Source organism: Streptomyces sp. AK08-02, from assembly GCF_033795085.1.
Lineage (GTDB): Bacteria > Actinomycetota > Actinomycetes > Streptomycetales > Streptomycetaceae > Streptomyces > Streptomyces echiniscabiei.
On sequence record NZ_JARAZV010000022.1, the window covers coordinates 55,655 to 75,102 of the forward strand.

At 71.2% G+C, this 19,448-nt stretch carries 15 protein-coding genes; 4 read left to right on the forward strand and 11 right to left on the reverse strand.

Going from position 1 to position 19,448, the window contains the following annotated elements; genetic code table 11:
- Positions 1 to 126 precede the first annotated feature (126 nt).
- The 4 genes from dnaG to PV734_RS37890 all read right to left on the reverse strand — a co-directional run bounded on the left by dnaG (position 127) and on the right by PV734_RS37890 (position 6,197).
- Positions 127 to 2,040 carry a DNA primase gene (dnaG, locus tag PV734_RS37875; protein ID WP_319293923.1) on the reverse strand — a complete coding sequence of 638 codons (1,914 nt, stop codon included), beginning with the start codon at positions 2,038 to 2,040 and terminating at the stop codon, positions 127 to 129.
- A 299-nt stretch (positions 2,041 to 2,339) separates the two neighbouring features.
- The gene (locus PV734_RS37880; protein WP_319293925.1) at positions 2,340 to 3,605 is read right to left on the reverse strand and encodes an NAD(P)/FAD-dependent oxidoreductase; all 1,266 of its coding nucleotides are present in this window, start codon (positions 3,603 to 3,605) and stop codon (positions 2,340 to 2,342) included.
- A gap of 196 nt (positions 3,606 to 3,801) precedes the next feature.
- The gene (locus PV734_RS37885; RefSeq protein WP_319293927.1) at positions 3,802 to 5,169 is read right to left on the reverse strand and encodes a deoxyguanosinetriphosphate triphosphohydrolase; all 1,368 of its coding nucleotides are present in this window, start codon (positions 5,167 to 5,169) and stop codon (positions 3,802 to 3,804) included.
- A gap of 122 nt (positions 5,170 to 5,291) precedes the next feature.
- Positions 5,292 to 6,197, reverse strand: coding sequence for a sirohydrochlorin chelatase (locus tag PV734_RS37890; RefSeq protein ID WP_319293929.1), 906 nt, complete (start codon positions 6,195 to 6,197; stop codon positions 5,292 to 5,294).
- Positions 6,198 to 6,408: 211 nt separating this feature from the next.
- Here PV734_RS37890 and PV734_RS37895 point away from each other — a divergent pair, with 211 nt between their 5' ends.
- Together PV734_RS37895 and PV734_RS37900 are read left to right on the forward strand one after the other, a co-directional pair.
- On the forward strand, positions 6,409 to 7,176 hold the full coding sequence (locus tag PV734_RS37895; protein ID WP_415924330.1) for a SanA/YdcF family protein: 768 nt from the start codon (positions 6,409 to 6,411) through the stop codon (positions 7,174 to 7,176).
- Between the two features lie 216 nt (positions 7,177 to 7,392).
- Entirely contained in the window at positions 7,393 to 9,495 is a 2,103-nt protein-coding gene (locus tag PV734_RS37900; RefSeq protein WP_319093322.1) for a molybdopterin oxidoreductase family protein, read from the forward strand.
- Positions 9,496 to 9,520: 25 nt separating this feature from the next.
- Here the strand turns inward: PV734_RS37900 and PV734_RS37905 are convergent, their stop codons facing one another.
- Positions 9,521 to 10,747 (reverse strand): cytochrome P450, encoded by a 1,227-nt coding sequence (locus PV734_RS37905; protein ID WP_319293933.1) that lies wholly within the window; start codon positions 10,745 to 10,747, stop codon positions 9,521 to 9,523.
- A gap of 266 nt (positions 10,748 to 11,013) precedes the next feature.
- Between PV734_RS37905 and PV734_RS37910 the strand changes: the two genes are divergently transcribed.
- A complete protein-coding gene (locus tag PV734_RS37910; protein WP_319293935.1) occupies positions 11,014 to 11,187 on the forward strand; it encodes a hypothetical protein in 174 nt (57 codons plus the stop codon).
- Between the two features lie 26 nt (positions 11,188 to 11,213).
- Here the strand turns inward: PV734_RS37910 and PV734_RS37915 are convergent, their stop codons facing one another.
- From PV734_RS37915 to PV734_RS37940, 6 genes are all read right to left on the reverse strand, one after another.
- Positions 11,214 to 12,626: an alkaline phosphatase family protein gene (locus PV734_RS37915; RefSeq protein WP_319293937.1), complete on the reverse strand. Its 1,413-nt coding sequence runs from the start codon at positions 12,624 to 12,626 to the stop codon at positions 11,214 to 11,216.
- 19 nt (positions 12,627 to 12,645) lie between these two features.
- Positions 12,646 to 13,812, reverse strand: a complete 1,167-nt coding sequence (gene eboE / locus PV734_RS37920; RefSeq protein ID WP_319293939.1) for a metabolite traffic protein EboE — start codon at positions 13,810 to 13,812, stop codon at positions 12,646 to 12,648.
- Positions 13,813 to 13,819: 7 nt separating this feature from the next.
- Positions 13,820 to 14,686, reverse strand: a complete 867-nt coding sequence (locus PV734_RS37925) for a TatD family hydrolase (protein ID WP_319293941.1) — start codon at positions 14,684 to 14,686, stop codon at positions 13,820 to 13,822.
- 2 nt (positions 14,687 to 14,688) lie between these two features.
- The gene (locus PV734_RS37930) at positions 14,689 to 15,375 is read right to left on the reverse strand and encodes an EboA domain-containing protein (RefSeq protein ID WP_319093327.1); all 687 of its coding nucleotides are present in this window, start codon (positions 15,373 to 15,375) and stop codon (positions 14,689 to 14,691) included.
- Positions 15,376 to 15,486: 111 nt separating this feature from the next.
- Entirely contained in the window at positions 15,487 to 16,335 is an 849-nt protein-coding gene (locus PV734_RS37935; protein WP_319093328.1) for a sugar phosphate isomerase/epimerase family protein, read from the reverse strand.
- Positions 16,336 to 16,363: 28 nt separating this feature from the next.
- On the reverse strand, positions 16,364 to 17,293 hold the full coding sequence (locus PV734_RS37940) for an SCO3242 family prenyltransferase (RefSeq protein WP_319093329.1): 930 nt from the start codon (positions 17,291 to 17,293) through the stop codon (positions 16,364 to 16,366).
- A gap of 485 nt (positions 17,294 to 17,778) precedes the next feature.
- Between PV734_RS37940 and PV734_RS37945 the strand changes: the two genes are divergently transcribed.
- Positions 17,779 to 19,440 carry a M4 family metallopeptidase gene (locus PV734_RS37945; RefSeq protein WP_319093330.1) on the forward strand — a complete coding sequence of 554 codons (1,662 nt, stop codon included), beginning with the start codon at positions 17,779 to 17,781 and terminating at the stop codon, positions 19,438 to 19,440.
- The last annotated feature ends 8 nt before the right edge of the window (positions 19,441 to 19,448 follow it).

The window sequence follows — 19,448 nt, forward strand, 5'->3', positions numbered from 1 at the left end:
GCTTGTTCGGGGTCCCACCTGGCACGATCGGCGCGAGTCCGGTTCTCTTCGCTCAACTCACGTGTACGAAACCCACATCACCCTCACCCGCGGCCGGGTTCGACGGGCGGTGACTCCGGGGCCCGCTCAGAGGGCTGCCGCGCCCCGCTCCCGCAGGGCCTGGTCGTACTGCTGGAGTACCCACAACTCGTTCTGCACCGCGGCCAGTTCGGCCGGGTCGCCGTGGGTGGCCAGGCGGGTGTGGGTGACCTGGACCTCCTGGATGCGGCGTTCCACCGCTCTGCGGCGGACCATGACCAACTGGTCGCTCGCGTACACGTCGTCGACCGTTCTGCGCATGATCGCCTCGACCGCCAGCTCCGTCACCATGGCGCGGACCGTGTTGTCCGGGGCGATCTCGCGGACGCGGACCAGGTACTCCTGGGGGTCCTGGGCGCCGTACTCCGCGCCGCCCGCTTCCATGATCGCCTGGCGGACGGCGGCGTAGGGGGCGGCCGTGAACTCGTCGATGCCGTAGGCGTCGAAGGCCGGGGCGACCAGGTCGGGGCGCTGGAGGGCCAGTTTGAGGAGTTCGCGTTCGGTGGCGTAGACCGGGTTGCGGAGGTTCAGGGCGGGGCCGGAGGGGCCGCCGGATCGCGCCGAGGTCTGCTCGTACAACTGGGTCCGGCCCTGCTGTCCGGTGGGGGCCGGGCCCTTGCCGCCGCGGTCGCGGGCCCAACGGGCCAGCTGGGCCACCCTTTTGACGACGAACTGCGTGTCCAGGATGCCGAGCATGCCGGCGAGCTGGACGGCCACCTCGTGCTGTGCGCCGCTGTTCTTGATGCGGGCGACGATCGGGGCCGCCTCGTCCAGCGCCGCCGCGCGGCCCGCCGGGGTCTCCAGGTCGTAGCGGACGGCGATCTGGCGCAGGGCGAACTCGAAGAGGGGGGTGCGGGGTTCGGCGAGTTCGGCGACGGCCTGGTCGCCCTTGGCGAGGCGCAGGTCGCAGGGGTCCATGCCGTCGGGCGCGATCGCGATGTACGTCTCGGCGGCGAACTTCTGGTCGTCCTCGAAGGCGCGCAGTGCCGCCTTCTGGCCGGCCGCGTCGCCGTCGAAGGTGAAGATCACGCGGGCCGAGCCGTTGTCCATCAGCAGCCGGCGGAGGATCTTGATGTGGTCGGTGCCGAAGGCCGTACCGCAGGTCGCGATGGCCGTCGTCACGCCGGCCAGATGACAGGCCATGACGTCCGTGTAGCCCTCGACGACGACCGCGCGGCTCGTCTTCGCGATGTCCTTCTTGGCGAGATCGATGCCGTACAGGACCTGGGACTTGCGGTAGATCGCCGTGTCCGGGGTGTTCAGGTACTTGGGGCCGGTGTCCGCCTCGTACAGCTTGCGCGCGCCGAAGCCGACGACCTCGCCGCCGATGTCGCGGATCGGCCACATCAGGCGGCCCCGGAAGCGGTCGATGGGGCCGCGGCGGCCTTCCTGGGCGATGCCGGACAGCAGGAGTTCCTTGTCCGAGAAGCCCTTGCCGCGGAGGTAGCGGGTGAGGTGGTCCCAGCCCTGGGGGCTGTAGCCGACGGAGAAGTGCTCGGCGGCCGACTGGTCGAAGCCCCGCTCCGCCAGGAACTTGCGGCCCGCGTCCGCCTCGGAGCTGGTGGCCAACTGCTCCGCGTACCACTGCGCGGCGATCTTGTGGGCCTCGACCAGGCGGATGCGCTCGCCGCGCTGGTGGGTGGGGTTGTAGCCACCCTCCTCGTACCGCAGGGTGATGCCGGCCTGGCCGGCCAGGCGCTCGACCGACTCGGAGAAGGAGAGATGGTCGACCTTCATCACGAACGTGATGGTGTCGCCGCCTTCCTGGCAGCCGAAGCAGTGGAACAGTCCCTTGCTCGGGCTGACCTGGAAGGACGGTGACTTCTCGTCGTGGAAGGGGCACAGGCCCTTGAGGTTGCCGCCGCCCGCGTTGCGCAGCTGGAGGTACTCGGACACCACGGCGTCGATCGGGACCGCGTCCCGAACCGCCTTCACGTCCTCGTCGTTGATCCTTCCGGCCACGCAGTGATTCTACGGTGGCGGACCGACAGTCCCGTGACAGTCCCGGGGCCCGCCACGGCTAGGACCTGTCCGGCCGATCAAGTCGCAGGAAAGTGGCAGGGCCTGTTCAGTGCCGGTGAGCGGGGTGTGGGGTGTGCAGCTGCAAGGCGGAGGAGGGCGTCGACGCGATGGGGGTCCCCCCGGTCGAGCGCAGTCGAGAGTGGGGGAGTCGGCAACCGACGACAACGCCGCTGGGGGTCCCCCCTCTGGGGGAGTGCGCCCCACACCCCGCGTCTGCGGCATGATCGGCCGGACAGGTCCTAAGGGACGAGGGTGTCCAGCGGTACGCGCGGGTCCGCCAGGGCCTCCGTGTCCACCTGGGCCCGGGATCGGATGAGCTGCTGGACGGTCTCTGTGACGTCCCACACATTCACGTTCATCCCGGCCAGCACCCGGCCCTCCTTCACCCAGAAGGCGATGAACTCGCGCTTGCCCGCGTCTCCCCGGATCACCACCTGGTCGTACGAGCCGGGGGGCGCCCAGCCCGAGTACTCCATGCCCATGTCGTACTGGTCGGAGAAGAAATAGGGCACACGGTCGTACGTCGACTCGCGGCCCAGCATCGAGCGAGCCGCCGCCGGGCCCCCGTTGAGGGCGTTGGCCCAGTGCTCGACCCGCAGCCTGGTGTCGAACAGGGCGTGGTGGAAGGCGGCCACGTCCCCGGCCGCGTAGATGTCGGGGTCGGAGGTGCGCAGGCGTTCGTCGACCTCGATGCCGCCGCCGTACGCGCGGGCGGCGAGGGTCAGGCCGGCCGCCTCCGCCAGTCCCGTGCGCGGAGCTGCCCCGATGGCGGCCAGGACGTCGTGGGCCGGGTGCTCCTCGCCGTCGTCCGTACGGGCCGCGAGGACCATGCCGTCCTGGCCGACGATCTCCGTCAGCCGGGCGCCGAAGTGGAAACGGACCCCGTGCTCGCGGTGCAGCTCGGCGAAGATGTTGCCCAGCTCGGGGCCGAGCACCGAGTGCAGCGGGGTCGAGGACGGCTCGACGACGGTCACCTCGGCGCCGTACTCCCGCGCCGCCGCCGCGACCTCCAGGCCGATCCAGCCGGCGCCGGCGATCACGAGGTGGCCGTTGTCGCGGCCCAGGGCGGCCAGGACGCCCTTGAGGCGCTCGGCGTGCGCGAGGCGGCGCAGATGGTGGACGCCGGCCAGGCCCGTCCCGGGGATGTCGAGGCGGCGCGGCTCGGCGCCGGTGGCGATGAGTAGTTTGTCGTAGTGGACGAGGGTGCCGTCGTCTCCGAACCGGACCGTCTTCGCCGTACGGTCGATGGCGTCGACGGTCTGGCCGAGGTGGAGTTCGATGTCGTTGCGCGCGTACCAGGCGGGTTCGTGGACGAAGACGCTGTCGCGCTCCTCCTTGCCGAGGAGGTAGCCCTTGGAGAGCGGGGGCCGCTCGTACGGGTGGTCGCGTTCGTCGCAGATCAGTATCACGCGGCCGGTGAAGCCCTCCGTCCGAAGCGTCTCGGCCGCCTTGGCGCCGGCCAGTCCGCCTCCGACGATGACGAATGTCTGATCCGCGTCGACCACTTCATGCCTCCTCGTAATAACGGGTGCCACGTGTTGCCCGTGTCGCGTGATGCTGGTGCCTTGTGTACGGATGCCCCCTGGCGAGCGTCCCGCACGGAGTGTGATGGGGGAAGAGGGTGTGGCCCGATCAGGCCACGCAGGGTCACATTCGTGTCATATGCGGTCGCAGATGGGTCAACTGCGGGTCATATGCGGGTCATATGCGGCCCAGGCCCTTCAGGTGGGCGTGCAGCGAACGCGCCGACGCGTCGGTGAGGGACGCGATCTGGTCGACGATCACCCGCTTGCGCGCCCGGTCGTCGGCCGCCTCGTCGAACAGCGCGCGGAACTGGGGGTCCAGGCCGTCCGGGGCGCGGGCGGTGAGGGCCTCGGCGAGTTCGGCGACGACGACACGCTGGTCCGCGCGGAGCAGTTCCTGTTCGGCGCGCTGCATCACGTACCGGTCGGCGACGGCCTTGAGGACGGCGCACTCCAGCCGCGCCGCGCGCGGGACGACCAGTTCCGCCGCGTACCTCGTGAGCCGGCCGCCGCCGTACGCGGCGCGCGTGGCGCCCTCCGCGGCCAGGCAGAAGCGGCCGATGAGCTGGCTGGTGGCGTCCTTCAGCCGGGCCTGGGCGACGGCCGTGCCGTCGTAGCCGTGCGGCCACCACTCCTGGTCGAGGAGGCGGTCGAGGGCCTCGGCGAGTTCGGCGGGGTCGGTGTCGGCGGCCACGTACCGACCGGTGGCGACCCGGAAGATCTCCTGGCGCTCGGGCTCCGCGTGCAGGCAGTTGGGGTCGATGTGCCCGGCGTGGAGGCCGTCCTCGACGTCGTGCACCGAATACGCCACGTCGTCCGCCCAGTCCATGACCTGGGCCTCGAAGGTCGTACGCGTGCCGGGGGCGCCCTGGCGGACCCAGTCGAAGACCGGCCGGTCGTCGTCGTAGACACCGAACTTCGGGGACGCCGGGTCCGTGGGGTGCGCGCCGCGCGGCCAGGGGTACTTGGTGGCGGCGTCGAGGGTGGCCCGGGTGAGGTTGAGCCCCACGCTGACCAGGTCACCGGTGGTGCCGGGCTCGCCCGTGACGCCGAGCCGTTCGCGGTTCACGAAGCGTTTCGGTTCGATCCGGGTCAGGAGTCTGAGCGACTGGGCGTTGCCCTCGAAGCCGCCGCAGTCCGCCGCGAACTCGTTGAGCGCCTGTTCGCCGTTGTGCCCGAAGGGCGGGTGGCCGAGGTCGTGCGAGAGGCAGGCCGCTTCGACGAGGTCGGGATCGCAGCCGAGAGCGGCGCCCAGTTCACGGCCGACCTGGGCGCATTCCAGGGAGTGCGTGAGGCGGGTGCGTGGGCTGGCGTCCCAGATCTGGCTGCGGGTGCCGGGGGTCACCACCTGGGTCTTGCCGGCGAGCCGGCGTAGGGCGGAGGAGTGCAGTACGCGGGCGCGGTCGCGTTGGAAGGCGGTGCGGCCTGGGCGTTTGTCGGGCTCGGCGGCCCAGCGGGCGACTGCCGTCGGGGCGTAGGGGGTGGGGGTGTTGTAGTTCTCGGGGGGTTGGGGGGTGTGGGTCGTGTTGGTGCGTGTGCCTTCCATGGTTCGACAGTAAGCGCAGGTACTGACAATTTGGGCGTGTGTGTGCGCCTGCGCGTCTGCCGAGTGCAGTTTCGTTTGCGGGTGCGGGTCGCAGGTGGCTTGTCGCGCAGTTCCCCGCGCCCCTAAAAGGCCGAGGCCAGCGCCGGTTCCGTACGCAACGAGCTCGCCGCGGCCTCGTCGTAGCGGTGGAGGATCAGGGCGGCCATCGCCGGGTGGGCGCCCAGGGGGGCCGCGGCGATCCAGGGGGCGGCCTCGGCGCACTCCGTGGCGAAGCGGCCCGGGGCCGTGAAGTACGAGGCCACGGCGACCCGGTGGCGGCCTCGGGCGGCCAGGGCACGTACGGCGGCGGGGACGGTCGGTGCGGCGGTGGTGGCGTACGCGGGTACGACGGGCACACCCAGGCGCTCGGCGAGGAGCCGGGCGGTGCGGTGGGTGTCGATGTCCGAGTCGGGGTCGCGGGAACCCGCGGCGGCGAGGACGACCGCGCTCGACCGGCGCTGCTCGTCGGTCATCCGGGTGCGCCAGCCGGCCTCGACGAGGCGGGCGTACAGGGTCTCGACGAGAAGGGGGTGCGGACCGAGCGGGGTGGCCACGCGCGTGCGTGCCGATGCCGCCGCGGCCATCTGCGGGATGTCCTGCTTGACGTGGTAGCCGCGGCTGAGCAGCAGCGGTACGAGAACGGCCTCCGCGGTGCCCAGCGCCGCGAGCGTGTCCGGGAGCAGCGGCGCGTTCAGCTCGATGTGCCCCAGGTGCACGGGCAGGTCGGGGCGCAGCGCGCGGACGCGTTCGGCGAGCGCGCCGACGGTGCTCAGGGCGCGCGGGTCGCGGCTGCCGTGGCCCACGAGGACCAGGGCGGGCGGCGCGGGGCGACGGCTGCCGTCGAGCGGCACGAGGCTGAGCCGGCCGCCGAGCCGGCTGGTGATCCGGTCCATGGTGTGCGCCGAACTGTCGAGGTGGGCGCCTCCGGGGTGCCGGAGGCTCTGCGGGAGCTGCTGGGACTCGTCGTGTGGAGGGGGCGAGGCCGTCATGTACCGATCGTGACGGTACGAGGTTGCCACGCCGTTGCGCAGTGATGACGGGTCTTTTCCGAGGGTTCACGGTGCGGGGCAAGGGGTGTGTGAGGTGGATTGACCTGCGGTTTCTCGCGGGCGAGTGAAGCTGGTCACGCCGGGGGCGGCGAACCGGGGCGGGGTCGAGGGCGTCCTTCTTGATCGAAGGCCACCTGGGAGGACCCGTGTGATGAGCACTCCGATGAGCAGTCCGCCGAGCAGTCCGAAGGCGCGCGGATCGTGGTGGGCGCCTGCCTGGGCGCGGCGTGTGTGGGGCCGGGTTCGCGTGCGGGTTCGGGTTCCTCGTACGCGGGCCGGTCAGCGGCGGGCCGTGCGGGTCGTGGTGTCGGTGTGCGTGCTGGCGCTGCTCCCGTCCACGTGGATGTTCGTCACCACCGGCGACCGGCTGCGCGATGTGTCGGACGTGCCGCGTACCGATGTCGCCGTCGTCTTCGGCGCCGGGTTGTGGGACGGGGAGCCGTCCCCGTATCTCGCGCACCGGTTGGACGCGGCGGCGGAGCTGTACCGGGCCGGGCGGGTCAGGGTGGTCCTCGTCACCGGGGACAACAGCCGGAAGGACTACGACGAGCCGGACGCCATGCGGGCGTATCTCACGCGGCACGGGGTGCCGGACGGGCGGATCGTGAGCGACTACGCCGGGTTCGACACCTGGGACTCCTGCGTCCGGGCGAAGAAGATCTTCGGGGTGGACCGGGCCGTGCTGATCAGTCAGGGGTTTCATATTCGCCGTGCGGTCGCTTTGTGCGAGGCGGCGGGGGTGGAGTCGTACGGGGTCGGGGTCGAGGCCAAGCATGACGTGACCTGGTACTACGGCGGGGCGCGGGAGATTCTCGCGGCGGGCAAGGCGGCGTTGGACGCGGTGTTCAAGCCTGATCCGCGGTTCCTGGGGCCGGTGGAGGTGGGGGTTCAGCGGGCGTTGCGGGGAGATGCCGGGTGAGGATTTCGCCCCCGCCGCCCCTACCCGTCCCATCCTGTACCTGGGGGCTGCGCCCCCAGACCCCCCTTTCGGCCCTGAACGGGCCTCGTCCTCAAACGCCGGACGGGCTGCAGGACCCGACCTCACCGGGGGCCCCGGGCTCCCGGGAGGTGCCCGTGCCTGCTGTGTAACGGGGGGCGTTCCGGGGTGTAACACGGGCGCCGCACTCTGGGCGGTATGGAGACCTCCGTGACGCCCACGCACTGCCCGTACTGCGCCCTGCAGTGCGGTATGAACCTCACGCCGGTCGCGGGCGGGGGCGTCACGGTCTCCGAGCGCGTCGACTTCCCGGTCAACCGGGGCGCTCTGTGCGGCAAGGGGCGCACCGCGCCCGCGCTGCTGTCGCCGGCGCTGCGGCTGACCGAGCCGCTCGTCCGGCGTGACGGGGTCCTCGTGCCCGCCTCCTGGGAGGAGGCGCTGGACCGGGTCGCCGAGGGACTGACCCGCACGCGTACGGAGCATGGCCCGGACGCGTGCGGTGTCTTCGGCGGGGGTGGGCTGACGAACGAGAAGGCCTACGCGCTCGGCAAGTTCGCGCGGGTCGTTCTCGGCACCTCCCAGATCGACTACAACGGGCGTTTCTGCATGTCGTCCGCCGCCGCTGCCGGGAACAAGGCGTTCGGGATCGACCGTGGGCTGCCCTTCCCGATGGAGGACATTCCCAGGACCGGCTGTGTCATCCTCGTCGGCTCCAATCTCGCCGAGACCATGCCGCCCGCCCTCCGCTACTTCGCGGAACTCAAGGAGAACGGGGGGACGTTGATCGTCATCGATCCGCGTCGGACCCGTACCGCCGAACAGGCCGACCTGCATCTCGCGCCGCGTCCCGGCACCGATCTCGCCCTCGCGCTGGGCCTGTTGCACCTGATCGTGTCCCAAGGGCGTACCGACGAGGCGTTCATCGAGGAGCGGACCAGCGGCTGGGAGGAGACCCGGGCGGCGGCAATGGCCCACTGGCCGGAGTACGTCGAGCGGATCACCGGCGTGCCTGTGCCCCAACTCCGCGAAGCTGTACGGATGTTCTGCGAACCGTCCGCCGCCATGGTGCTCACGGCGCGCGGACCCGAGCAGCAGTCCAAGGGGACGGACACGGTCGGCGCGTGGATCAACCTGTGCCTGGCGACCGGGCGCGCGGGGCGGCCGTACTCCGGATACGGGTGTCTGACCGGACAGGGCAACGGGCAGGGCGGGCGTGAACACGGCCAGAAGGCCGACCAGTTGCCCGGCTATCGCAAGCTGACCGACCCGGAGGCGCGGCGCCATGTGGCCGGCGTGTGGGGCGTCGACCCCGACTCGCTGCCCGGACCCGGGCTGAGCGCGTACGAGCTGCTCGACGCGCTCGGCTCCGACATCCGCTCGCTGCTGCTGATGGGGTCCAACCCGGTGGTGTCCGCGCCCCGGGCCGCACACATCCAACAGCGCCTGGAGTCACTGGACTTCCTCGCCGTCGCGGATGTCGTGCTGTCCGAGACGGCCGCGCTCGCCGATGTCGTCCTGCCCGTGACCCAGTGGGCGGAGGAGACGGGGACGACCACCAATCTGGAGGGTCGGGTGCTGCTGCGCCGACAGGCCGTCACTCCCCCGGTCGGTGTCCGCAGCGACCTGTACGTGCTGCACCAACTCGCCGCCCGCGCCGGGGTGGAGAAGGGGTTCCCGATCGACCCCGAGGAGGTCTTCGAGGAGTTGCGCCGGGCCAGCGCGGGCGGGATCGCCGACTACTCGGGGATCACCTATCGGCGGCTCGCCGAGGAGAACGGCGTCTTCTGGCCGTGTCCGGCGCTGGAGGAGCAGGCGGACGGGCCGTCGGCGGCGCCGCATCCCGGTTCTCCCCGTCTCTTCCTCGACCGGTTCGCGACCGAGGACGGGCGGGCCCGGTTCGCGCCCGTCACACACCGGCCGATCGCCGAGGAGCCGGACGCCGAGTACCCGGTGCTGCTGACCACCGGGCGGGTCGTGGCCCAGTACCAGTCCGGGGCCCAGACGCGGCGTGTCGACGAGCTGAACGCCGCCGCGCCCGGGCCGTTCGTGGAACTGCACCCCCGGCTCGCCGCCCGGTTGGGGGCCGGCGAGGGGGACGCCATCGCCGTCGTGTCCCGGCGTGGGCGGGCCGTGGCGCCGGCGCGGATCACCACCTCGATCCGCCCCGACACCGTCTTCATGCCCTTCCACTGGCCGGGCGAGGGCCGGGCCAACACGCTGACCAATCCGGCCCTCGACCCGACCTCACGGATGCCGGAGTTCAAGGCGTGCGCGGTACGGCTGGAGACCGTACGCCCTTGAGCGGTGGGTGAGTTGCGGCGGCGCGTTACCAGGTGACCGGGAGGCCGCTTACGCCGTGGACCGCGCGTCCCTCGTGGGAGTTCGCCTCCGCCGGGGCCGTCAGCCGTAGGGTCGGCAGGCGGCGGAACAGGGTGGGCAGGGCGATCTGGAGTTCGGCGCGGGCCAGGGCCTGGCCGAGGCAGTTGTGCAGGCCGTGACCGAACGTCAGGTGGTGCTGGGTGTCCCGGGTGATGTCGAAGGTGTCCGGGTCGGCGTAGGCGCGGGGGTCGCGATTGGCGGCCTGGAGCGAGACGACGACACCTTCACCGGCCCGTACGGTGACACCGCCGATCTCCACGTCCTGGGTGGCGACACGCCGTATCCCGATGTGAACGACCGTGAGGTAGCGCAGGAGTTCCTCGATCGCCCCCGGAACCAGCTCCGGATCGGCTTGCAGGGCGGCGAGTTGGGTGGGGTGGGACAGCAGGGTCACCGCGCCGAGCGACAGCATGCTCGCCGTCGTCTCGTGTCCCGCGATGAGCAGCATCACCGCGAGTCCGGCCGCCTCGGCGGGGGTCGCCTCGCCGGTGGCGACACGTTCGGACGCGAGCCTGCTGAGCAGGTCGTCGCCGGGGTCGGCGGTCTTGGCCGCGAGCAGCTCCATGAGGTAGCCGAACAGCGCGCCCCAGCCCGCCCGCATCGCCTCGGGCCCGTCGGTCACGGTGGCGAAGGCGGCGGCGTGGCGGTGGATGAACTCCCGGTCCGTGTAGGGCACTCCGAGGAGTTCGCAGATGACGAGCAGCGGGAGTGGCAGCGTGAAGTGCTCCACGAGATCGACGTCCGGCCCCTTGGTCAGCAGGTCGTCGATGAGGCGGTCGGTCAACTGCTGGATCGTCGGCCGCAGTTCCTCCGCGCGGCGGAAGGTGAAGTCCGGGATCAGCAGTCGGCGCAGCCGGGTGTGGTCAGGCGCGTCCATGGCGAAGAGCTGGCCGGGGGTGGGCGGCGGCGGAGTGGGCTGCAGCCCGGGGAAACCCTCCCGTCGGTTGTCCGAGCTGAAACGGGCGTCCGCCAGCACGGCACGCGCGTCCTCGTGCCGGGTGACCAGCCAGGGGGTGTTGCCGCCCCAGAGCGCGACACGGCTGAGCCGGCTCTGCTCGCGCAACAGGGCGTATTCGGCGGGGGGATCGAGCAGGGCGGTGCGCCGCATGGGCAGCGGGGGGAACGTGGTCTCGGACATGGTGGGGGTCTCGGACGTGGTGGAGGTCTCGGACATGGTGGGGGTCTCCGCGTGGTGGGGGTCGGGGGCTACGGCCGGGGGCGAGGGGGGCCAGGGGTTGCGGCCACGGGGCCGGGGTCACGGGGCCGGGGGTCGGAGGCGGGGGCCAGAGATCGAGAGGCCAAGGATCCGGGGCGGGGCGGGGCCGGGGGCCAGGGATCGGAGGGCGGGAGCCAGGGATCCGGGGGGCGGGAGCCAGGGATCCGGGGGGCCAAGGATCCGGGGCGGGGGCCAGGGGTGCGGCGAAGAGGGAGGGCGGAGGCGTGGGGTGGTGGCCGGGCGGGCGGGGCTCGGCCGTCAGGGCGCACGGCAAGAGCGGTGCCCGCGACACCGCCACCGGCACCGGCACCGGCACCGGCACCGGCACCGACTGGATGCCGTGCCGCAGGCACATCGGGTGTGCCACAACCCTCGGCCTGAGCCTGTGCCCGCGGTGAGGCCTGTGTGCGGGCGCCGCCCCTCCCTAGGCGTCGTCGGTGGGTGGGGCCTGTGGCAGGCCGGCGAGTTTCAGGAGTAGGCCCTTGACCTCGGTCGCCGCGACGGCCTCGGTGTTGTGCTCGGGTTCGGAGCACAGGAACACGGGGCCGTGGTCGGGGTCGCTCGGGAGGCGGCCGTGGCTGCCTCGGACGCCCGAGGGGTCCAGCGGCACCGTCTGCAGGCGGTAGCGGAACCCGAGCTTCTTGCGGGCGAGTTGACCGGCCGCGTGCAGTTTCACCGTCGGGACGGTGTCGTCCCACAGCAGTTCGGCCGGGTCGTAGCCGGGCTTGCGGTGGATCTCGACCTGGCGGGCGAAGTCGGGAGCCCGGTCGTCGTCGAGCCAGTAGTAGTACGTGAACCAGGCGTCGGCGTCCGCCACCGCGACCAACTCCCCCGAGCGCTCATGGTCCAGGCCCTGCGCCGCCTTGCCCATCTCGCCCAACACCTGCTCCACACCGTCGAGTTCACCGAGAACCTTGGCGACCTCGCGGATGTCGGCCGGGTCCCGGACATAGACGTGTGCCACCTGATGGTCGGCGACCGCGAAGGCGCGGGAGGTCCAGGGGTCGAGGTACTCCATGCCGTCCTGGGTGTGCACCTCCAGCAACCCGGCCCGGCGCAGGGCCCTGTTGATGTCCACGGGGCGGGACACCGGGGTGATGCCGTACTCGCTCAGGGCCACCACCGTGGCGCCGGCGGCCAGGAAGTGGTCGATCAACGGGCGCAGGGCGTCGTCGAGTTGGCGGGCGGCGCGGATGGACTCCTCGGACTGGGGCCCGGACCGCTGGGGTTCGTAGTCCATCTGCGGGATGTAGACCAGCGTCAGGTCGGGCTCGTGCTCGTCGAATATCTGGCGTGCGGCACCCAGGATCCACTGGGTGGAGGGCATACCGGCGTTCGGGCCCCAGTAGGTGAACAGGGGGAAGGGGCCGAGGCGTTCGGTGAGTTCGTCGTGCAGGGAGGGCGGCCAGGTGTAGCAGTCGGGTTCCTTGCGGCCGTCGGAGTAGTAGATCGGGCGCGGGGTCACCGTCCAGTCGACGTCGGCGCCCATGGCGTACCACCAGCAGATGTTGGCGACCTTGTAGCCGGGCGACCGCTTCCGGGCCGCGTCCCAGATCTTCTCGCCGCCGACGAGGGCGTTGTGCTGCCGCCAGAGGAGGACGTCCCCGAGGTCGCGGAAGTACCACCCGTTGGCCACCGCACCGTGTGTGGAGGGGAGTTCGCCGGTGAGGAACGTCGACTGGGCGGTGCAGGTGACGGCCGGGAGTGTGGTGCCGAGAGGCGCCCGGAAGCCACGGTCGCCGAGCGCCGCGACAGCCGGCATGTGCCGTAGGAGGGCGGGGGTGAGGCCGACGATGTCGAGGACGACGAGTCGGCTGGTGTTCGGGATCTCGGTCATGAGCAGTTCCTTGAGACGGTCATGAGTTCTCCTCCTTGAGGCCGAGGCCGGTCAACCGGTCGCGGACCCATGCGAGTTCGGCGGCTATGCCGGCGGCGAGGTCGGCGGGCGGGCGGGGCAGGACGGACCAGGTGTAGGTCTCGACCTCGATGTGGTCGCACACGGCGCTCGGTCCGCCGAGAAGTCCGTCCAGGACGGTGGTGAGTTGGTCGGCGGTGGTACGGAGGGGTGGTTCGGGATCCGCGTGCAGCGGGGCGTGGAAGTGGGTGCGCCAGGGGTTGCCGGTGCGCGATGCCGGAAGCGTGTCGCCGTCCAGGGCGTCCGGCAGGTCGTCGACACCGACTACCGCGCCCTCGTGGACTGTTCGGGTCTGGTGCAGGAACCGTCGTTCGGCCAGTTCCCGCAGGGCGGCGCGGGCGCGCGGGTCGGTGGGATCGGGGGCCTCGACCGCGCAGGACGCCTGGAGCTTGACGACCGGCAGACCGGCGTCGGTCAGCCGCCCGAGGGCCTCGCCGGGCTCCTCGAACTGGACGGCGAGATGGCAGGCGTCCAGACAGACGCCGAGGTAGTCGTGGTCGACGTCGGCGAACTCCCGTACCGCCTGGGTGGTGGTCTCCACGACGCACCCCGGTTCCGGTTCGAAGCCGACTCGAATGCGGCGCCCGGTGCTCGACTCCAACTCCGCCAGTCCTGAGGCCAGTTGGTCCAGCGCATGGCGAGCCGCGTCCGCCCCCTCCGTAGGCCACGGGGTGCGCCAGCCGAGCGGGAGGGTGGAGACGCTGCCGCGTCGGGCGTCGTCGGGGAGAAGGGCCGCGAGGACTCGGGCGCAGTCGAGGGTGTAGGCGAGGCGGGCCGGGTCGGCCCAGTCCGGGAGGTAGACGTCCTTCTTGACGACCTCGCGGTGGAACCCCTCGTACGGAAAGGCGTTGAGGGTGACCGTCTCCAGGCCGCGCGCCGCGAGCTCGGCCTTGAGGGACGTCAACGCGCCCTCGTCGGAGGCAAGTTCGGTGACCGCGGTACGGGCCAGCCACAGACCGATGCCGAGCCGGCCGACTCCGAGCCGTTCCCGTACGGGTTCGGCGTGGGCACCGAGCTGGGCGACGACCCCGGCGAGGTCCTCGGCCTGGTGGACGTTGCTGCAGTACGCGAGATGGACGGGGGTGCCGTCTGGGTGGCGGAAGCGCACGGGCGGCTCACTCTCCCCCGCGCCGGATGGAGTTGCCCTCGAACGACGACGTGTCGTCGGGCTTCGCCACACCGTCCGTGTCGTCCAGGTCGAGGCGCCCGCTCTGACCGTAGAAGGCGACGGGGTTGCGCCACAGGACGCGGTCGACGTCGTCGTCCGTGAAGCCGTCGGCGAGCATGGCGTCGCCGGTCTTGCGGGTCTTCAGGGGGTCCGAACTTCCCCAGTCCGCAGCCGAGTTGACCATGACACGGTCGAGTCCGTGCTCCCGGAGGATGCGGACCATGCGGTCCTCGCTCATCTTCGTCCTCGGGTAGACGGAGAACCCCGCCCAGCAGCCGCTGTCGAGGACCATGCCTACCGTCAGCTCGTTCAGATGGTCCAGGACGACGAGTTCGGGGGCGATGCCCGACTCCCGTACGACGTCCAGGGTCCGCCTGGTCCCGGCCGCCTTGTCGCGGTGCGGGGTGTGGACGAGGGCGGGCAGGCCGTGTTCCACGGCGAGCTGGAGCTGACGGGCCAGGACTTCGTCCTCCTCCTTGGTCATCGAGTCGTAGCCGATCTCACCGACGGCGACGACCCTGTCCTTGGCGAGGTAGCGGGGCAGTTCGTCGAGGACGGGCAGGCAGCGCGGGTCGTTCGCCTCCTTCGGGTTGAGGGCGATCGTGCAGAAGTGCTGGATGCCGAACTGGGCCGCCCGGTACGGCTCCCAGCCGAGCAGCGAGTCGAAGTAGTCGTAGAAGGTGTCGGGCGAGGTGCGGGGCTGGCCGAGCCAGAAGGCGGGTTCGACGACGGCCCGGACCCCGGCCGCGTACATCGCCTCGTAGTCGTCGGTGGTGCGGGAGGACATGTGGATGTGGGGGTCGAAGATGCGCATGCTCACACGGTTTCGTCGGTGGTGTCGAAGGCGGTGAAGGTGGTGGGGGTTCGGTGAGTGGCGGTGGGGTCAAGGGTGGTGGGGTCAGGGGTGGTGAAGGGGCGTACGAGAGGGGCGATGTCCTCGGGTACGGGGCGTCCGGCCGCTGTCCGCTCGTGTGCGAAGTCCGTGAGCATGCGGGCGAGTTCGGCGTCGGCTCGGTCGTCGAGTCCGGCGACGCGGGCGAGCGGGATCTCGCAGAACACGCATTTCAGGACGGCCTGGCGGTATTCGTCCGAAGGGAGGTGATCCGCCGCGTAGGGGCCGAGGGCGGCCTCGATCAGCGTGGTGTCGTTGCCGCGCAGGGTCTGCCGCACGAGGTCCAGGAACCGGCCGGTCCGTTCCGGGTCGAGCTGGGGCAACGCCCGTAGGACGGCCCGTTGTTCAGCGGGGTCGCCGTAGCGGTGGAGCGCTGTCACCTCGTCGACGAGTGCCTGACCGTGCAGAGGCAGGGCGGCCAGGAGCAGGGCACGGGCAGCCTCGTCGACGGTCCGGCCGTCGGGCAGCGGGGCCCGTCCGCAGTTGCGGCGGACGGCGGGGAAGAGGGCTCGGACGGTGGTGGGGTCGGCGGCGACCTGGGCCAGGGCCGTATCGAGCCAGACGCGGGCTTCGGGCGTGAGATCGAGGGGGGCTGAGCCGGAAAGAGGCATACGGCTTTCCAAAAAGGGAGTTGGAGAAGCGGGAAGAGACGACGGAATGGGGGACCGGAGAATGCCGGGAAGGTGACGCCGAACGCTCGTGAACAGCCGGCGGTCGGCCGCTCAGGAAGGGAGCAGGCTCCGGGCCTCGGCTCTGCGCAGGAATTCCAGGGAGCCGCGGGCGATGTCGGGGGCGTCCAGGGCGCCGCCCTGGATCTCGACGGACACCAGACCGCGGTGGCCGAGGTCGGTCAGCGCCGCCAGGACCGGCGGGAAGTCGATCTCGCCCGCACCGAACTCCAGATGCCGGTGGACCCCGCGGACCATGTCCTCGATCTGGACGTTCAGCAGGTGCGGCGCGGCCAGGCCGACGCAGTCGAGGAGCGACGGCTCCTCCACGCAGTGGGCGTGTCCCAGGTCGAGGGTGACGCCCAACAGCTCGTGCCCACCGAGCAGTTCACGCAGTTTCAGACACTTGGCGACCGTGTCGACGAACATGTGCGGCTCGGGTTCGAAGGCCAGCGCGACGCCGTAGGCCTCCGCCGTCTCCAGCGCCGCGCCGACGCCGACGGCCAGCCGCCGCCAGGCCTCCACCTCCGGAATGTCGTCCGGGGCCGGTCCGCTGCACAACTGGACGGTGGGCGAGCCGAGTTCGGCGGCGACGCGTACGGCACGCCGCAACAGGTCGACACGGCGTTCCGGTTGCCCGGACATCAGCGTCGGCTGGTGCTTGGCCCAGGGGTCGAGGAAGTAGGGCGCCCCGGTCTCGACGGTGACGGTCAGCCCGAGGTGTGCCAACTGCGTTCGCACCCGGTCGACTTGGTGGCCCAGGTCGTCGGCGTACGGGTCGAGGTGGTTGTGGTCGAGGGTGAGGGCGACGCCGTCGTAGCCCAGGTCGGCGAGGATCCCGAGGACGTCGGAGAGGCGGTGGTGGGTGAACCCGTTGGTGCCGTAGCCGAATCTCAGGCCCATGGTGCGCCCTTCGCCTTGGTCGAGTCGCTCATGTCGGGGACACCCGTCTCGCCAGGCGCTGTGCCACGGGGTGCACGGCACCCAGGAGCGCGGCGGCGACAGGCGCCCCCGCCCGCGCCGTGAGCGCTGCCTGCAGGGGGACCATGGCAAGGATGCCCGCCCCCACCGCACGCCGTACGGAACTCCCGCTCGGATCGCGTACGGCACGCGCCTGCGCCCAGCCGTACGTCCCCAGGTAGGCGAGAACTCCGGCGGAGGCGACGGCGGTTCGGGCGATCTCCTCGCGGGGCACGGCTCGTCGGGGCGGCAGGATCGCCGGGAGCACGGAAGGCAGCACCGTCGACAGTGCCGTGGCCGACGACACGGCGAGCGTCGTGGCGGGCAGCCGCGCGGGCGCGCCGGAAATCTCGTGACGGCTGAGGGCGGTGAGTGTGTAGGTGTGCACCCCGGCGAGGAGTGCGGGGACGGCGCCGCGAGCGAGCGCGACGGCCGTGCCGGCGCCGCGGGACCCATGTGCCGGGGGGCTGCCGCCGCCCGCGACCGCACCGGCCAGCACGTCGAGCGCACGTGCGCCCGCCATCGCCGCCGGGCCGGCCGGAGTGGACTTCAACTTGAGGTCGTACGCCCAGATCAGCGCCGTCAGCGGCAGGGCGACGGCGAGTCCGCGCCGACCGCCCGACACCGCGGCGAGGCCGAGGCCGGCGCCGGTCAGGCCGGTGGCGACGGTCAGCGCGGTCCTGCGCGGTACGCGGCCGGAGGGCACCGGACGGGCAGGCCGCTCGACCGAGTCGACGGCTGCGTCGGCGTAGTCGTTGAGGGCCATGCCGGCCCAGTAGAGACAGACGGAGGAGGCCATCGCGCCGACCGTCCGAGCCCCGAGGGGGCGACCCGCCGCCGTCGCGCCCGCCAGGATGTCGCCGGGGACACTGAGCGCGGCGGGGGCGCGGACAAGGCTCAACAGATCGGAAAGCGCGGGTGGTTGGGATTTGACTCTTTGCAGGGCTGGTGGGGGTTCTAGGGAACCGGCGGGGGGGAATGATTTCCGGTCACTCATGGCTACATCATTGCCGAAATTACGTGCGAACCAATGGCGTAAGTGGATGTTGATTCTTGTGACGAACCCGACAACAACACATCATTGACAGGGACTTCACATTACTTACCTACCGACACCCCCACGGGCGGGGTGCGGGCGCGGGAACTTCACGCTTCGGTGGCAGGGCTGCCACGACCGGCGGAAGACCTGGCCGGATACCTCCGGATACATACAGAGAGCGCACAGGGAACACACAACGCGCTATGGACATGCCGTGTCATGGACCTTTAAATCTCAGTCAACATCCGCGTCCCCCACGCGCGTTGGACGTCACCAGTCCCTACCCAGCCTTCCTCCACGTCCCGTCGCGCGTCCTCCCACCTGCTTGAACAAGCCCGAGGAGACCGATGAGTCGGACACAGCGCACCCCCCACGTTCAGCGCATCCGAGGTTCCCGTCTCGCCGCGGCGGGCACCACGGTCGGCGTCGCGGCCCTGTTGGCCGCCGCGCTCTCCCCCACCGCCGACGCGGCAGACAGACCGACCAGGGACACCGCGATCAGGAACGCGGTCACGGCACTCGCCGACCAGGCCACCCACCTTGGCCTGACCTCCTTGCAGAGCACCAAGGTCCGGGACGTCATCGTCGACAAGGACGGCAGCCAGCACGTCCGTTACGACCGGACCTACCGTCAACTCCCCGTTCTCGGCGGCGACTTCGTGGTCCACCTGGCTCCGAGTGGCGCCTACCGCAGCGCGAGCCGCGCCACGACCCGCCCGATATCCCTGGCCACGATCACCCCGGCGGTGTCGGCCCCGAAGGCCGCCGACCTCGCGGTGTCGGCGCTGCGTGCGGCGAACCGGGGCGAGGCGCTGAAGAAGGCAACGTCCAAGCCCCAGCTGGTGGTTGACGCCCTGCACGGCACCCCGAAACTCGCCTGGCAGACGAACGCGGTGGCGCTGGACTCGGTCGGCAACCCGGTCGCCCGCACCGTGGTGACCGACGCGCGCACGGGCGCCCAGATCGACGCCTGGGACAGCATCGAGACGGCGACGGGCGACGGCAAGTCCCTGTACGGCGGCACGGTCCCGCTGGAGACGACGCTCTCCGGATCGACGTACCAGCTGAAGGACCCGACGCGCGGCAACACGTACACGGGCGACGCCGAGAACGGCACCGACCTGTGCATCTTCGGCATCTGCATCGTCCGCGCCCCCGCCACACTCTTCACGGACGCGGACAACCACTGGGGCACGGGCGCGACGGCGGACCGGGCCTCGGCGGCGGTGGACGCGCAGTACGGCACCGACAAGACCTGGGACTACTACAAGAACACGTTCGGGCGCAGCGGTATCAAGGGCAACGGGGTCGGCTCGTACAACCGTGTGCACTACGGCAGCAACTACAACAACGCGTTCTGGGACAACACCTGCTTCTGCATGACGTACGGCGACGGTGACGGCACGACGTTCGGCCCGCTGGTCTCGCTGGACGTGGCCGGCCACGAGATGACGCACGGTGTGACGTCGTCGACGGCCAACCTGACGTACTCGGGCGAGTCGGGCGGCCTCAACGAGGCGACCTCGGACATCTTCGGCACGCTGGTGGAGTTCAGCGCGGCCAACTCCACTGATCTCGGTGACTACTTGATCGGCGAGAAGGTCGTCAGGTCGGGCTTCGGCAAGACGGCCCTCCGCTACATGGACCAGCCGTCGAAGGACACCAAGTCGGCCAACTGCTGGAGTTCGGCCACCGGGAGCCTGGACGTCCACTACTCCTCGGGAGTGGCGAACCACTTCGCGTACCTCCTCGCGGAGGGCAGCGGCGCCAAGTCGCTGAACGGCGTCGACTACAACTCCCCGACGTGCAACAGCTCCACGGTCACGGGCATCGGCCGGGCCAAGCTGGGCGCGATCTGGTACAAGGCCCTGACCACGTACATGACGTCCTCGACGAACTACGCGGGCGCGCGCACGGCCACGCTGAACGCGGCGCGGGACCTGTACGGGACGGGCAGCACGGAGTACGCCGCGGTGGGCGCGGCGTGGAGTGCGGTGTCCGTGGGCTGACGGCCGTA

Bases quoted from the DNA above. Each gene is read 5' to 3' on its own strand.
- PV734_RS37925 (WP_319293941.1), bottom strand. From the start codon at position 14,686: ATGCGCATCTTCGACCCCCACATCCACATGTCCTCCCGCACCACCGAC.
- PV734_RS37905 (WP_319293933.1), bottom strand. From the start codon at position 10,747: ATGTCCGAGACCTCCACCACGTCCGAGACCCCCACCATGTCCGAGACC.
- PV734_RS37895 (WP_415924330.1), top strand. From the start codon at position 6,409: ATGAGCACTCCGATGAGCAGTCCGCCGAGCAGTCCGAAGGCGCGCGGA.
- PV734_RS37885 (WP_319293927.1), bottom strand. From the start codon at position 5,169: ATGGAAGGCACACGCACCAACACGACCCACACCCCCCAACCCCCCGAG.
- PV734_RS37890 (WP_319293929.1), bottom strand. From the start codon at position 6,197: ATGACGGCCTCGCCCCCTCCACACGACGAGTCCCAGCAGCTCCCGCAG.
- PV734_RS37930 (WP_319093327.1), bottom strand. From the start codon at position 15,375: ATGCCTCTTTCCGGCTCAGCCCCCCTCGATCTCACGCCCGAAGCCCGC.
- PV734_RS37915 (WP_319293937.1), bottom strand. From the start codon at position 12,626: ATGACCGAGATCCCGAACACCAGCCGACTCGTCGTCCTCGACATCGTC.
- PV734_RS37945 (WP_319093330.1), top strand. From the start codon at position 17,779: ATGAGTCGGACACAGCGCACCCCCCACGTTCAGCGCATCCGAGGTTCC.
- PV734_RS37900 (WP_319093322.1), top strand. From the start codon at position 7,393: ATGGAGACCTCCGTGACGCCCACGCACTGCCCGTACTGCGCCCTGCAG.
- PV734_RS37935 (WP_319093328.1), bottom strand. From the start codon at position 16,335: ATGGGCCTGAGATTCGGCTACGGCACCAACGGGTTCACCCACCACCGC.